Consider the following 15,889-nt stretch of genomic DNA (forward strand, 5'->3'; position numbering starts at 1 on the left):
CCCAGTACGGAGCTCATGATGTCTACGTCCGCAGACAAGGTCGTCGAGGCGCTTCGCGCCTCGCTCAAGGAGACGGGCCGCCTCCGTCAGCTCAACCAGCAGCTGACCGCTGCCGCCCGGGAGCCGATCGCGATCGTCGCGATGTCCTGCCGCTACCCGGGCGGCGTCGCCAGCCCCGAGCAGCTCTGGGACCTGGTGGCCTCCGGCAGCGACGCCATCGGCGGTTTCCCGACCGACCGGGGCTGGGACCTGGCCAACCTGTACGACCCGGACGCCGACCGGGCCGGGCACTCCACCACCCGGGAGGGCGGCTTCCTCTACGACGCGGCCGACTTCGACGCCGAGTTCTTCGGCATCTCACCGCGCGAGGCCGTGGCGATGGACCCGCAGCAGCGGCTGCTGCTGGAGACGTCGTGGGAGGCGTTCGAGCAGGCCCGGATCGCGCCCGCGTCCATGCGCGGGCAGAAGGTCGGCGTCTTCGTCGGGACCGCCGCCAACGGCTACGGCGTGGGCCCGCAGACCGAGGTCGAGGGCACCGACGAGGGCTACCTGCTGACCGGCACGGCCACCAGCATCGTCTCGGGGCGGATCGCGTACGCCCTCGGCCTGGAGGGCCCCGCCGTCACGGTCGACACCGCCTGCTCGTCGTCGCTGGTCGCCCTGCACCTGGCCTGCCAGGCGCTGCGGCAGGGCGACTTCGACCTGGCCCTGGCCGGCGGCGTCTGCGTGATGGCCACCCCCGCCCCGTTCGTGGGCTTCTCCCGGCAGCGGGGGCTCGCCCCCGACGGCCGGTGCAAGTCGTTCGCCGCCGCCGCCGACGGCACCGGCTGGTCCGAGGGCGTCGGCATCCTGCTGGTGGAGCGGCTGTCGGACGCCCAGCGCAAGGGGCACCCCGTCCTCGCCGTGATCGCCGGCAGCGCCGTCAACCAGGACGGCGCGTCCAACGGCCTCACCGCCCCCAACGGGCCCGCCCAGCAGCGGGTGATCCGGCAGGCCCTCGCGAACGCCCGGCTGACCACGGCCGACGTGGACGCCGTCGAGGCGCACGGCACCGGCACCGTCCTCGGCGACCCGATCGAGGCGCAGGCGCTGCTGGCCACGTACGGGCGGGACCGGCCCGCCGACCGGCCGCTGCTGCTCGGCTCGATCAAGTCGAACATCGGTCACAGCCAGTCCGCCGCGGGCGTGGCCGGTGTGATCAAGATGGTGATGGCGATGCGGCACGGGCTCGTGCCGTCTACCCTGCACGTGGACGAGCCGACGCCGAAGGTGGACTGGTCGGCCGGCGAGGTGTCGCTGGTGACCGAGGCGACGCCGTGGCCGGTGACCGACCGTCCCCGCCGGGCGGCCGTCTCGTCGTTCGGCATCTCCGGCACGAACGCGCACACCATCCTGGAGGAGCCGCCCGCCGCCGAGGCCGCGGCCCCCGTCGACGCCGGCCCGGCCCCCGTCCTGCCGGCGGTGCCCGTGCTGCTGTCCGCCCGGTCGGAGGCCGCGCTGAGGGCGCAGGCGGGTCGCTGGGCCCGGTGGCTGGACGACGATGAGACCCTCCGGCCGGTGGACGTCGGCTGGTCGTCGGTGGTGTCGCGCTCCGCGCTGGAGCACCGCGCGGTCCTCACCGCCACCGACCGTAGGGACCTGCTGGCCGGGCTGCGCGCCCTCGCCGCCGGCCAGCCGTCCGGCGCGGTGGTCGCTGCTCAGGCCGCCGACCGGGGCCCGCTGGCGGTGCTCTTCTCCGGCCAGGGCGCGCAGCGCGCCGGCATGGGCCGGGAGTTGTACGCCGAGTTCCCGGTCTTCGCGACCGCGTTGGACGAGGTGTGCGTGTACCTCGACGCGCTGCTGCCGCGCCCGTTGAAGGAGGTGCTGTTCGCTGCCGAGGGTTCGGCCGAGGCGGAGTTGCTGGATCAGACCGTGTTCACCCAGGCCGGGCTGTTCGCCGTCGAGGTGGCGCTGTTCCGGCTCGTGGGGTCGTACGGTGTGGTGCCGGACTTCGTGGGTGGGCACTCGATCGGTGAGGTCGCGGCCGCGCACGTGGCGGGGGTGTTGTCCCTGGCGGATGCGGCGGCGCTGGTGGCGGCGCGGGGCCGGTTGATGCAGGCGCTGCCCACGGGCGGCGGGATGCTGGCCGTCGCGGCCACCGAGGCCGACGTCCTCGCCACTCTCGACGGCCTCGCCGACGTGGGGATCGCGGCCGTCAACGGGCCCACCTCCGTCGTCGTCTCCGGTGCCGTCGACACCCTCGACGAGGTGGAGCGGCTCTGGCGGGAGCGGGGCGCGCGTACGCGTCGGCTGGCGGTCAGTCACGCGTTCCACAGTCCGTTGATGGAGCCGATGCTTGCCGAGTTCCGGGCGGTCCTGGCCGGGTTGACGTTCTCCGCGCCGGCGTTGCCGGTCGTGTCGAACGTGACCGGCGCGCTCGCCGACGCCGACGAGATCCGCACGGCCGACTACTGGGTGCGTCACGTCCGGCAGGCCGTCCGCTACGCCGACGGCGTCGCCGCGCTGCGGGCCGCCGGCGTGGACACGTTCCTGGAGATCGGCCCGCGCAGCGTACTGACCGCGATGACCCGGGACGTGCTGACCGGACGGGAGCCGGCGGACGCCGACGACGACACCCCCGTCATCGCCGTGCCCGTCCTGCGCGCCGACCGCCCCGAGGCGCGGGCCCTGCTCGCCGCCCTCTCCGAGCTGCACGTCAACGGGGCGCCCGTCGACTGGCCGGCCCTCTACGCCGGCGCCGGCGCGACCCCGGTCGCCCTGCCCACGTACGCGTTCCAGCGGCAGCGCTACTGGCCCGAGCAGATGCCGGTCTCGGTCACCGGCCCGGTCAGCCCCGACGTGGTGGACGTCGAGTTCTGGTCGGCGGTGGAACGCTCCGACGTGGCGGCCCTCGCCGCGCAGTTCGGCGACGACGGGGCGAACGTTCTCGCCCCGGCCCTGCCGGTCCTGTCGTCCTGGCGCAAGGCCCGGCTGCGGGACGCGGTCGTCGACGGCTGGTCGTACCGGGTGGTGTGGAAGCGGACCGCGGCCCCCGCGCCGGTCACCCCGTCCGGCCGCTGGCTGCTTGTCGAACCGGCCGGCGACGCCCCCACGACGCAATGGGCCGAGGCGCTCGCGGGGGCGCTGACCGCCGCCGGCGGCGAGGTGTCCCGGCTGGCGGTGGACCCGACGGCGGAGCGCGAGCAGGTGACGGCGCGGGTGGCCGAGGCCGTGGGGGACACCCCGTTCACCGGGATGGTCTCCCTGCTGGGCCTGCTGGACCGACCGCACCCCGGCCAGCCGGCGGTGCCGCTCGGCACGGCCGCCACCATGACGCTGGTGCAGGCACTGCACGCCGCCGACGTCGCCGCGCCCCTGTGGACGGTGACCCGGGGCGCGGTCGGCACCGGGGACGCGGACCCGGTCCGCAGCGTCGCCCAGGGCGGCCTGTGGGGCCTGGCCCGGGTCGCCGGGCTGGAACACCCGCAGCTCTGGGGCGGCCTCGTCGACCTGCCGGACGGGCCCGACCGGAGCGACTGGGACCACCTGGTGGGCGTCCTGACCGGCGGCGGCCCCGAGGACCAGGTCGCCGTACGGCCCTCGGGCGTCTTCGTGCGCCGACTGGTGCGCGCCACGCCGGCGGCCGTGGGCACCGTCGAGCGCTGGCAGCCGTCGGGCACCGTGCTGATCACCGGCGGCACCGGGGCGCTCGGCGCCCACGTGGCCCGCTGGGCGGCGGCCAACGGGGCCGAGCACCTGGTGCTGACCAGCCGCCGGGGCGAGCACGCTCCCGGCGCGGCGGAACTGCGCGACGAGCTGACCGGGCTCGGCGCCCGGGTGACCCTGGTCGCCGCCGACATGGCCGACCGCGCCCGGGTCGAGGCGCTGCTGCGCGACGTCGACGCCGACCCGGCGCCGCTGACGGCGGTGGTGCACGCCGCCGGGGTGGGCCAGCTGAACATGCTCGCCGACACCGACCTCGCTGGGCTGGCCGCGGTGCTGGACGGCAAGATCGCCGGTGCCGTGCACCTGGACGAGCTGCTGGGCGACCGGCCGCTCGACGCGTTCGTGCTCTTCTCCTCCATCGCCGGCATCTGGGGCAGCGGCGGCCAGGCCGCGTACGCCGCCGGCAACGCCTTCCTCGACGCGCTCGCCGAGCGGCGCCGCGCCCGCGGCCTGGCCGCCACCGCCGTGGCCTGGGGACCCTGGGCCGAGGGCGGCATGGCCAGCGGCGAGGGCCAGGAACTGCTGGCCCGGCGCGGCCTCAGCCCCATGTCGCCGGCCCAGGCCGTGTACGCGCTGCGCAGCGCCGTCGGCCGGGCCGTGCCGTCGGTGACCGTGGCGGACGTCGACTGGTCCCTGTTCACCCCGGCGTTCGCCGCCGCCCGCGCCCGCCCCCTGCTCGACGACATCGCCGAGGCACGCGACGCCCTGCGCGTGGTCGACGCCGAACCGGAGGACACCGCCGGCGGCGGGCTGCGGCAGCACCTGCTGACGCTGCCCCGCGCCGAGCAGGACCGCCACCTGACCGACCTCGTACGCACGCACACCGCCGCCGTGCTCGGCCACTCCGGCACCGACCTGGTCAAGGCGAACCGGGCGTTCAAGGAGCTGGGCTTCGACTCGCTGACCGCCGTCGAGCTGCGCAACCGGCTCGGCGCCGCCACCGGGCTCACCCTGCCCACCACCCTGGTCTTCGACTACCCGAACCCGGCCGCCCTCGCCGACCACCTGTCGGCGACGCTGCGCCTGCACGAGGTCGACACCGTCACCACCTGGGGCCCCGCCGGGCCGGTGGACGACGACCCGATCGTCATCGTCGGCATGAGTTGCCGGTACCCGGGCGGCGTGGCCAACCCGGACGACCTGTGGGACCTGGTCGCCACCGGGCGCGACGGGATCAGCGGCTTCCCCGACGACCGGAACTGGGACATGGGCCGGCTGCTGGCCGTCGACGCCGACGGGCGACCCGTGTCGCACACCCGCGAGGGCGGCTTCGTCGGCGGCGCCACCACGTTCGACCCCGGCTTCTTCGGCATCTCGCCGCGCGAGGCGGTCGCCATGGACCCGCAGCAGCGCCTGCTGCTGGAGGCGTCCTGGGAGGCCGTCGAGCAGGCCGGCATCGACCCGGACGAGCTGCGCGGCAGCCGTACCGGCGTCTTCGTCGGCGCCTCCCCGTCGGGCTACGGCACCACCGACACCCCGGCGGAGCTGGCCGGATACCAGCTCACGGGCGGCGCGCACAGCGTCATTTCCGGCCGGGTGTCGTACACCTTCGGGCTGGAGGGCCCGGCGGTGACGGTCGACACCGCCTGCTCGTCGTCGCTGGTGGCGGTGCACCTGGCCGCCCAGGCGCTGCGCGGCGGCGAGTGCGACATGGCGCTGGCCGGCGGCGTCACCGTCATGGTGACCCCGGGCGCCTTCGTCGAGTTCTCCCGCCAGGGCGGCCTCGCCCCGGACGGGCGCTGCAAGTCCTTCGCCGCCGACGCCGACGGCACCGGCTGGTCGGAGGGCGTCGGCGTGCTGCTGGTCCAGCGGCTCTCCGACGCCCGGCGGCAGGGCCGCCAGGTGCTCGCCGTGATCGCCGGCAGCGCCGTCAACCAGGACGGCGCGTCCAACGGCCTCACCGCCCCCAACGGGCCCGCCCAGCAGCGGGTGATCCGGCAGGCCCTCGCGAACGCCCGCCTGACCACAGCCGACGTGGACGCCGTCGAGGCGCACGGCACGGGTACGACCCTGGGTGACCCCATCGAGGCGCAGGCCCTGCTGGCGACCTACGGCCAGGGCCGCCCCGCCGACCGGCCGTTGCTGCTCGGCTCGATCAAGTCGAACATCGGCCACAGCCAGGCCGCCGCCGGTGTCGCCGGCATGATCAAGATGGTGCAGGCGATGCGGTACGGCCTGCTCCCGCAGACCCTGCACCTCGACGAGCCGACCCCCCACGTGGACTGGACCGCCGGCGCGGTGTCCCTGCTGGCCGAGGCGCGTCCCTGGCCGGCGGTGGACCGGCCGCGCCGGGCCGCCGTGTCGTCGTTCGGCATCAGCGGTACGAACGTCCACCTGATCCTGGAGCAGCCGCCCGCGCCGACCGGCGGGGACGAGCCGGAGGTCGAGGGCGCGCCGTCGCGGACGCCGTCCGTGCTGCCGGTGCTGCTCTCGGCCCGGGACGCGGCCGGGCTGTCGGCGCAGGCCGACCGCTGGGCGCAGTGGCTCGGCGGCACCCGGACCTCGCGCCCGCTCGACGTGGCCTGGTCGTCGGTGGCGTCGCGGTCCGTGCTGGAGCACCGGGCGGTCGTGTCCGGGGCGACCCGCGACGAGCTGCTGGCGGGCCTCGAAGCCGTGGCGGCGGGCGAGCCCTCGGCCGGCGTGCTCACCGGCCCGGGCACTCAGCGCGGCCAGCTCGCCCTGCTCTTCTCCGGTCAGGGCGCGCAGCGCGCCGGGATGGGTCGGGAGTTGTCGGCGGAGTTCCCGGTGTTCGCGGCCGCGTTGGACGAGGTGTGTGCGCAGCTCGATCCGTTGTTGCCGCGTCCGTTGCGGGAGGTGTTGTTCGCTGAGGCGGGCAGCCCCGAGGCGGGGTTGTTGGATCAGACGGTGTTCACGCAGGCCGGGTTGTTCGCGGTCGAGGTGGCGCTGTTCCGTCTGGTGGAGTCGTTCGGGGTCGTGCCGGACATGCTGGCCGGTCATTCGATCGGCGAGGTGACGGCCGCGTACGTGGCCGGGGTGTTGTCCCTGGTCGACGCGTGCGCTCTCGTGGCCGCGCGGGGTCGGTTGATGCAGGCGCTGCCCACGGGTGGCGGGATGCTGGCGGTGGCCGCCGACGAGACTGCGGTGGTGGAGTCTCTCGCGGGCCTGGGCGACCGGGTGGGTATCGCCGCGGTCAACGGCCCTACCGCCGTGGTGGTGTCGGGTGCCGTCGAGGTCCTGGACGAGGTGGAGCGGGTCTGGCGGGAGCGGGGTGCGCGTACGCGTCGGCTGGCGGTGAGCCACGCGTTCCACAGCCCGTTGATGGAGCCGATGCTGGCCGAGTTCCGCACGGTCCTGGACGGGTTGACGTTTGCCGCGCCGTTGCTGCCGGTCGTGTCGAACGTGACCGGTGCCCTCGCTGGCGACGAGATCCGCACCCCGGAGTACTGGGTGCGGCATGTGCGGGAGGCGGTGCGCTTTGCCGACGGGATCACCGCCCTGCGCAATGCAGGGGTCGACACGTTCCTGGAGGTCGGGTCGCAGAGTGTGCTGACCGCGATGGCCGCCGACGTGCTGCCCGCCGACGACGCCGTGCTGGCGGTCGCCGTGCAGCGCCGGGACCGTCCGGAGGCGCAGGCGCTGCTGCACGCCTTGGCGGAGCTGCATGTGCACGGGATGCCGGTGACCTGGCAGTCGTGGTTCGCCGACACCGGCGCGCGCCGGGTCGACCTGCCCACGTACGCCTTCCACCGCGAGCGGTACTGGCTGCCGCCGGCCGGTCAGTCGGCCGACGTCTCCGGGGCCGGCCTCGGCGTGGCGCGGCACCCGCTGCTCGGCGCGGCGGTCTCGGTCGCCGGCGAGGACATGGTCGTGCTGACCGGCCGGCTGTCGGTGTCGACCCACCCGTGGCTCGCCGACCACGTCATCTCCGGCGCCGTGATCGTGCCCGGCACCGCCCTGGTGGACCTCGTCGTCCGGGCGGGCGACGAGGTCGGTGCCTCCCGCGTCCGCGAGCTGACCGTGCTCGCCCCGCTCGTGCTGCCCGCCACCGGCGGCGGAGTACGGGTACAGGTCCGGGTCGGTCCCGTCGACGGGACCGGCAGCCGGTCGGTGACCGTGCACTCCCAGCCCGAGGACGACCCCGAGTCGGGCTGGACCCGGCACGTCGACGGCCTCGTCAACGCCCCCACGGCCGATGAGCCCACGGTGGGCGCGTGGCCGCCGCCCGGCGCGTCCGAGGTGGACGTCACCGGCTGGTACCCGGCGGTGGCCGAGCACGGGCTCTCCTACGGGCCGGTCTTCCGGGGCCTGCGGCGGGCGTGGACCGCCGAGGGCGAGGTGTTCGCCGAGGTCGCCCTCCCCGACGAGGTGCTCGGGGACCCGGCGGGGTTCGGGGTGCACCCGGCACTGCTGGACGCCGCCCTGCACCCCGTCGGGCTGCTGCCCGCCGACGGGGCCGGCGGCGGGGCCCGCGTGCCGTTCGCGTTCGAAGGCGTGCAGGTCCACGCGGTCGGGGCCCGGACGCTCCGGGTCCGCCTCACCGCCACCGGCAACTCCGTGCGGCTGGTCGCCGTCGACGAGACCGGTGTGCCGGTGGTGTCGGTGGACTCGCTGACGCTGCGCGAGCTGACCGGCATGGCGGCGCCGGCCGACGAGGCACACCGGTCCCTGTTCGAGGTGTCCTGGCAACCCGAGCAGATCACCGCGCCCGACGGCGCGTACGGCTGGGCCGTGCTCGGTGACCGGCCGCTCGACGGCGCGCCGCAGCTCCCGGCGTACGCCGAGGTCGCGGCCGTGGCCACGGCGGTGACGGACGGAACGGCCCCCGCCCCCGCGGCGCTGCTGCTGCCCGTCTCCGCGACGGCGCCCGGGGCGGACCTGCCCGACGCGGCGCGGTCGGTCACGGCGGACGTCCTCGGCACGGTGCAGGCCTGGCTGGCCGCCGATGCCCTGGCGGACTCGCGGCTGGTCGTGGTGACCCGTGGCGCGGTGGCCACCGGCCCGACCGACCGCGTCACCGACCTGGCGGGCGCCGCGGTCTGGGGCCTGCTGCGCTCGGCCCAGTCCGAACACCCCGGCCGGATCGTGCTGGCCGACCTCGAACCCGGCGTCGACCTGGACGCCGACCTGCTGGCCCTGCTCGCCGCCGCCACCGACGACCCCGCCCTCGGTGGGCAGCTCGCGGTGCGGACGGGCACGGCGTACCTGCCGCGGCTGGTCCGCGCCACCGGCGACGCGCGCACCCCGGCGACCCTCGGCCGGGGGACCGTCCTCGTCACCGGCGGCACCGGCTCGCTCGGCGCCCTGGTGTCCGAACACCTCGTCACCGCGTACGGCGTGCGCTCGCTGGTGCTGGCGTCCCGCCAGGGCCCGGCGGCCCCCGGCGCCGACGACCTGGTGCAGCGGCTGGCCGCGCTGGGCGCGACCGCCCGGGTGGTCGCCACGGACGTGACCGACCGCGAGCGCGTCGGCGAGCTGGTCCGGGCGATCACCGCCGAGGACCGCCTGGCCGGGGTGGTGCACACCGCCGGCGTCCTCGACGACGGCGTCGTCAGCGGCATCACCGCCGAGCGGCTGGCGGACGTGCTGGCCCCGAAGGTCACGGCCGGCTGGTGGCTGCACGAGGCGACCGCCGAGCTGGACCTCGACCTGTTCGTGCTCTTCTCCTCCGTCGCCGGGGTGCTCGGCTCTCCCGGCCAGGCCGCCTACGCGGCCGGCAACGCCTTCCTGGACGCCCTCGCCGTGCTGCGGGCGCAGCGCGGGCTGCCCGCGGTCAGCCTCGCGTGGGGCATGTGGGACACGGACGGCATGGCCGCGTCGATCAACGACACCGACCGGGCGCGGGTGACCCGGGCCGGTCTGGTCCCGATGACCGCCCCGGTCGGGCTCGGGCTGTGGGACGCCGCCCTGGCCCACGGCGGCGCGGCGCTCGTACCGGCGGTGGTCGACCTGCCCGCCATGCGGGCGCAGACCGCCGCCGGCCGGGTGCCGGTGATGCTGCGGGCCCTGGTGGGACCGGGCACGAAGCGCCGCCGCTCCGGCTCCGGCGCCTGGGTCGACCGGCTGGCCGGGCTCGACCCGCAGGAGGCGCGCACGCAGGTGGCCCTGCTGGTCCGGGGGATGATCGCGCAGGTCCTCGGTCACGGCGGTGCTGAGGCGGTGCCGGCGGACCGGGCATTCCGGGAACTGGGCTTCGACTCGCTTACCGCCGTCGAGCTGCGCAACCGGATCAACGGGGCGACCGGGCTGCGGCTCACGTCGACGCTCGTCTTCGACTACCCGACCCCCGGCGCCCTGTCGGAGCACCTGTACGAGCAGCTGTCCGGCCAGGTCGCCGACCAGCAGCAGGCCGTGCGGGCGACCACCGTCGACGAGCCGATCGCGATCGTGGGCATGGCCTGCCGCTACCCGGGTGGCGTGACGAACCCGCAGCAGTTGTGGGACCTGGTCGCCGCCGGGGCCGACGGCATCGGCGAGTTCCCCACCGACCGGGGCTGGGAACTCGACCGGCTCTTCCACCCCGACCCGGACAACCCCGGCACGTCGTACACCCGGCACGGTGGCTTCCTGTACGGGGCCGCCGAGTTCGACCCGGACTTCTTCGGCATCTCGCCGCGCGAGGCGATTGCGATGGACCCGCAGCAGCGGCTGCTGCTGGAGACCTCGTGGGAGACGTTCGAGTCGGCCGGTCTCGACCCGCAGCGGTTGCGCGGCAGCCGGACCGGCGTGTTCGCCGGCCTGATGTACCACGACTATGCCTCCGGCGTGCAGGACCTGCCCGAGGGCGTGGGCGGTTACCTCGGCACCGGCACCTCCGGCAGCGTGCTGTCCGGTCGGGTGGCGTACACCTTCGGGCTGGAGGGCCCGGCGGTCACCGTGGACACGGCGTGCTCGTCGTCGCTGGTGGCGCTGCACCTCGCGGTGCAGGCGTTGCGCAGCGGCGAGTGCGATCTGGCGCTGGCCGGTGGTGTGACGGTGATGGCGACGCCCGGGACGTTCATCGAGTTCTCGCGGCAGCGTGGCCTGTCGGCCGATGGCCGGTGCAAGTCGTTCGCGGCGTCGGCCGACGGCACCGGCTGGTCCGAGGGCGTCGGCGTGCTGCTCGTGCAGCGCCTCTCCGACGCCCGGCGCGAGGGCCGGCGGGTCCTGGCGGTGGTACGCGGATCGGCGATCAACCAGGACGGCGCGTCCAACGGCCTGACGGCCCCGAACGGTCCCTCACAGCAGCGGGTGATCCGGCAGGCGCTGGCGAACGCGCGGCTCACCACCGCCGACGTGGACGCCGTCGAGGCGCACGGCACCGGCACCACCCTCGGCGACCCGATCGAGGCGCAGGCCCTGCTGGCGACGTACGGGCAGGACCGTCCGGAGGACCGGCCGCTGTGGCTGGGCTCGATCAAGTCGAACATCGGCCACACCCAGGCCGCCGCCGGGGTGGCCGGCATCATCAAGATGATCATGGCGATGCGTCACGGGCTGCTGCCGTCCACGCTGCACGTCGACGAGCCGTCCCCGCACATCGAGTGGAACGCCGGGGCGGTCTCCCTGCTCAGCGAGGCACGCGACTGGCCCGTGGCGGGCCGGCCGCGCCGCGCGGCGGTCTCGTCGTTCGGCGTCAGCGGCACCAACGCGCACGTCATCATCGAGCAGCCCCCCGCCGAGGCGGAGCCCACCCGGGGCGCGGGCGCGCCGACGCCCGCCGCCGAGCGGCTGCCGGCCCCCGTGCTGCTGTCGGCCCGATCCGAGGCCGCCGTCGCGGCCCAGGCGGAGCGCTGGGCCCGCTGGATCGCCGGCGACGAGGAACTGCGCCCCGTCGACATCGGCTGGTCGTCGACCGTCAGCCGGGCCGTGCTGGAGCACCGCGCGGTGGTCACCGCGACGGACCGGGACGAACTGCTGACCGGGCTGCGCGCCCTCGCCGCCGGCGGGTCGGCCGCCACCGTGGTCACCGGCACGGGCGCGACGCGTACGCAGCTGGCGGTGCTCTTCTCCGGCCAGGGCGCGCAGCGCGCCGGGATGGGCCGGGAGTTGTCCGCCCTGTTCCCGGTGTTCGCCGCCGCGCTGGATGAGGTGTGCGCGCAGCTCGACCCCCTGCTGCCGGGTGCGCTGCGGGAGGTGCTGTTCGCCGAGGCGGGCAGCCCCGAGGCGGAGCTGCTGGACCAGACCGTCTTCACGCAGGCCGGTCTGTTCGCGGTCGAGGTGGCGCTGTTCCGCCTCGTGGAGTCGTTCGGGATCGTGCCCGACATGGTGGCCGGCCACTCGATCGGCGAGGTGACGGCCGCGTACGTGGCCGGGGTGCTGTCCCTGGCCGACGCGTGCGCCCTCGTGGCCGCGCGGGGTCGGTTGATGCAGGCGCTGCCGGCCGGTGGCGGGATGCTGGCCGTGGCCGCCGCCGAGGACGCCGTGGCGGAGTCGATCGCCGGGCTGACCGACCGCCTCGGTATCGCGGCCGTCAACGGGCCCACCGCCGTGGTGGTGTCGGGTGCCGTCGAGGCCCTGGACGAGGTGGAGCAGGCCTGGCGGGACCGGGGCGTGCGTACCCGCCGGCTCACCGTCAGCCATGCGTTCCACAGCCCGCTGATGGCGCCGATGCTCGACGAGTTCCGCGCCGTCCTGGCGGGGCTGACGTTCCGGGCGCCGCTGCTGCCGGTGGTGTCGAACCTGACCGGCGCGCTCGCCGACCCGCAGGAGATCACCCGCGCCGAGTACTGGGTGCGGCACGTGCGGGAGGCCGTCCGCTACGCCGACGGCATCGCCGCCCTGCGGGCCACCGGGGTCGACACCTTCCTGGAGATCGGCCCGCAGAGCGTCCTGACCGCGATGAACGCCGACCTGCTCGCCGAGGACGCGCTCGCGGTGGCCGTCCAACGCCGGGACCGGCCCGCCCCGCAGGCACTGCTGCACGCCCTCGCCGACCTGCACGTCCACGGCGTCCCGGTGACCTGGACGCAGTGGTTCACCGACGCCGGCGCCGCGCGGGTCGACCTGCCGACGTACGCCTTCCAGCATCAGCGGTACTGGCTCGGCGCGGGCCAGGCGCGTACCGCCGACGTGTCCGGCGCGGGCCTCGGCGTGGCCGGGCACCCGCTGCTCGGCGCGGCGGTCACCGTCGCCGGCGCGGACATGGTGGTGCTGACCGGCCGGCTGTCCCTCGCCACCCACGCGTGGCTTGCCGACCACGTCGTCTCCGGCGCGGTCATCGTGCCCGGCACCGCCCTGGTGGAGCTGGCCGTCCGGGCCGGCGACGAAGTGGGCGCGTCCCGGGTGCGGGAGCTGACCGTGGCCGCGCCGCTGGTGCTGCCGGAGGCCGGCGCGGTGCGGGTGCAGGTGCGCGTCGGCGCGGCCGACGAGACCGGCACCCGGGTCGTGGCGGTGCACTCGCAGGCCGAGGGCGACCCGGAGGCCGACTGGGTCCACCACGCGGAGGGCGTGCTGGAGCCGGCGACGGCCGACGAGCCGAGCCTGGGGGAGTGGCCCCCGACCGGCGCGTCCGAGCTGGACGTGGCGGGCTGGTACCCGACGCTGGCGGAGCACGGCCTGACGTACGGGCCGGTGTTCCAGGGGCTGCGCCGGGTGTGGACCGCCGGCGACGACGTGTACGCCGAGGTGGCGCTGCCGGACGAGGCGGCGACGGAGGCGGCGCGCTTCGGGGTGCACCCGGCCCTGCTGGACGCCGCCCTGCACCCGATCGGGCTGCTGCCGGGTACGGAGGGTTCGGGCGGGGCGCGGGTGCCGTTCGCGTTCGAGGGTGTGCAGGTGCACGCCTCGGGCGCGCGGGTGCTGCGGGTGCGGCTGTCGCGTACGGGCTCGGCGGTGCGGCTGGTCGCGTGCGACGAGTCGGGCGCGGCCGTGGTCTCGGTCGACTCTCTCGCCCTGCGCGAGCTGACCGGCGTGACCGCGGCGGGCGCGGCGGCCCGCGCGATGTTCGAACTCACCTGGCAGGCCGAGGAGATCGCCGCCACCGGGGACCTCTCCGGGTGGGCGCTGGTCGGCTCGCCGGCAACCGCCGACCTGCCGGCGTACGGCGACGTCGAGGCGCTCGTCGCGGCGGTCGACGCCGGCCGGACGGTCGCACCGAAGGCGCTGCTGCTGCCGCTCGACGCGCCGGAGACGGCCGTCCCCGACGCGGTACGCGCGGCGACCACGGCGGTGCTGGCGGCCGTGCGGTCCTGGCTGGCGGCGGACGTGTTGGCGGAGTCGCGGCTGGTGGTGGTGACCCGGGGTGCGGTGTCGGTTGCTGTGGACGACCGGGTGTCGGACCTGGGCGGTGCGGCGGTGTGGGGTCTGCTGCGTTCGGCGCAGTCGGAGCATCCGGGTCGCATCGTGCTGGCGGACGTCGACGGCGACGTGGACGCCGGGCTGCTGGGTGTGCTGGCCACGGTGGCCGACGAGCCGGTGGCCTTCGGTGGTCAGGTTGCGGTGCGTGCGGGTGGGGTGTTCGTGCCGCGTCTGGTGCGCGCGGTCGCCCCGGCGTCGGTGGAGACGCCGGCGGTCGGTGCCGGTGCGGTGCTGGTTACCGGTGGTACGGGTGCGCTCGGGGCGCTGGTGGCGGAGCACCTGGTGTCGGTGCACGGGGTGCGGTCGCTGGTGCTGGTGTCGCGGCGCGGTCCGGAGGCTGCGGGCGCGGGCGAGTTGTCGGAGCGGTTGTCGGCGCTGGGTGCGTCGGTGCGGGTGGTCGCGTGTGACGTGACGGACCGGGATCAGGTCGGCGCGCTGGTGGCCGAGGTCGCCGCCGGGGGTCGGCTGGCGGGTGTGGTGCACACGGCCGGTGTCCTGGACGACGGGATCGTGGAGGGGCTGACGGCGGAGCGCCTTGCCGGGGTCCTGGCGCCGAAGGTGTCGGCGGGTTGGTTCCTGCACGAGGCGACGTCGTCTCTCGCGCTGGATCTGTTCGTGGTGTTCTCGTCGGTGGCGGGTGTGTTGGGTTCGCCGGGTCAGTCGGCGTATGCGGCGGGTAACGCGTTCCTGGACGGGTTGGCGGTGTACCGGCGGCAGCTCGGCCTGCCGGCGGTCAGCCTGGCGTGGGGCATGTGGGACACCGCCGGTATGGCGGCGTCGATCGAGGAGGCGGACCGGGCGCGCTCCGCGCGGGCCGGCCTGACGCCGATGAGCGCCGAGGTCGGGCTGGAGCTGTTCGACGCCGCCCTGGTGGCGGAGCGGCCGGCGTTGGTGCCGGCCGTGATCGACGTACCGGCGATGCGCGCAGCGCTCGGCGCCGGCCCGGTGCCGGCCATGCTGCGTACCCTGATCGGGTCGACGGCGGCCCGGCGACGGGCCGCGCGGGGCGGCGACTGGGCCAACCAGCTCGCGGGCCTGGCGCCCGACGAGGCGCGGGCCCAGATCGACGTGCTGGTGCGGGGCCTGGTGGCGCAGGTGTTGGGGCACGGTGGTGCGGAGTCGGTGCCGGCGGACCGGGCGTTCCGGGAGCTGGGCTTCGACTCGCTGACGGCGGTGGACCTGCGTAACCGGTTGAACGCGGCCACCGGGCTGCGGCTGGCCTCGACGCTGGTCTTCGACTACCCGACCCCGGCCGTGCTCGTCGACCATCTGCACGAGCAGGTCTCCGGGCAGATCACCGCCCGCCAGACGGCGGTGCGCACCGCCAGCACCGACGAGCCGATCGCGATCGTCGGGATGGCCTGCCGCTACCCCGGTGGCGTCGAGAGCCCGGACCAGCTGTGGGCGTTGCTGGCCGGCGGCGGCGACGGGATCTCGGAGTTCCCCACCGATCGCGGCTGGGACCTGGAGAGCCTGTTCGACCCGGACCCGGAGCACAGCGGCACCTCGTACACGCGCCACGGTGGCTTCCTCTACGGGGCCGCCGACTTCGACCCCGGCTTCTTCGGCATCTCGCCGCGCGAGGCCCTGGCGATGGATCCGCAGCAGCGGTTGCTGCTGGAGGCGTCGTGGGAGTCGTTCGAGTCCGCGGGTCTCGATCCGCAGCGGCTGCGGGGGAGCCGGACGGGTGTCTTCGCCGGCGTCATGTACCACGACTACGCCTCCCGCCTGATGGACCTGCCGCCGGACGCCGAGGGCTTCGTCGGCACGGGCACCTCGGGCAGCGTGCTCTCCGGCCGGGTGGCGTACACGTTCGGCCTCGAAGGCCCGGCGGTCACCGTCGACACCGCCTGTTCCTCCAGCCTCGTCGCGCTGCACCTCGCGGCGCAGGCGTTGCGTTCCGGTGAGTGTGATCTGGCGTTGGCCGGTGGCGTGACGGTGATGGCGA

At 75.6% G+C, this 15,889-nt stretch carries 1 protein-coding gene (only partly in view); it reads left to right on the plus strand.

The features are described from left to right. The first annotated feature begins 18 nt into the window (after nt 1-18). On the plus strand, nt 19-15,889 hold the 5' portion of the coding sequence (locus EV374_RS29710) for a type I polyketide synthase (protein WP_132240471.1). The gene runs 13,964 nt beyond the window's last position; only the first 15,871 of its 29,835 coding nucleotides appear in the window; it begins with the start codon at nt 19-21; its stop codon lies off the right edge, out of view.

This window comes from Micromonospora sp. CNZ303 (assembly GCF_004345505.1).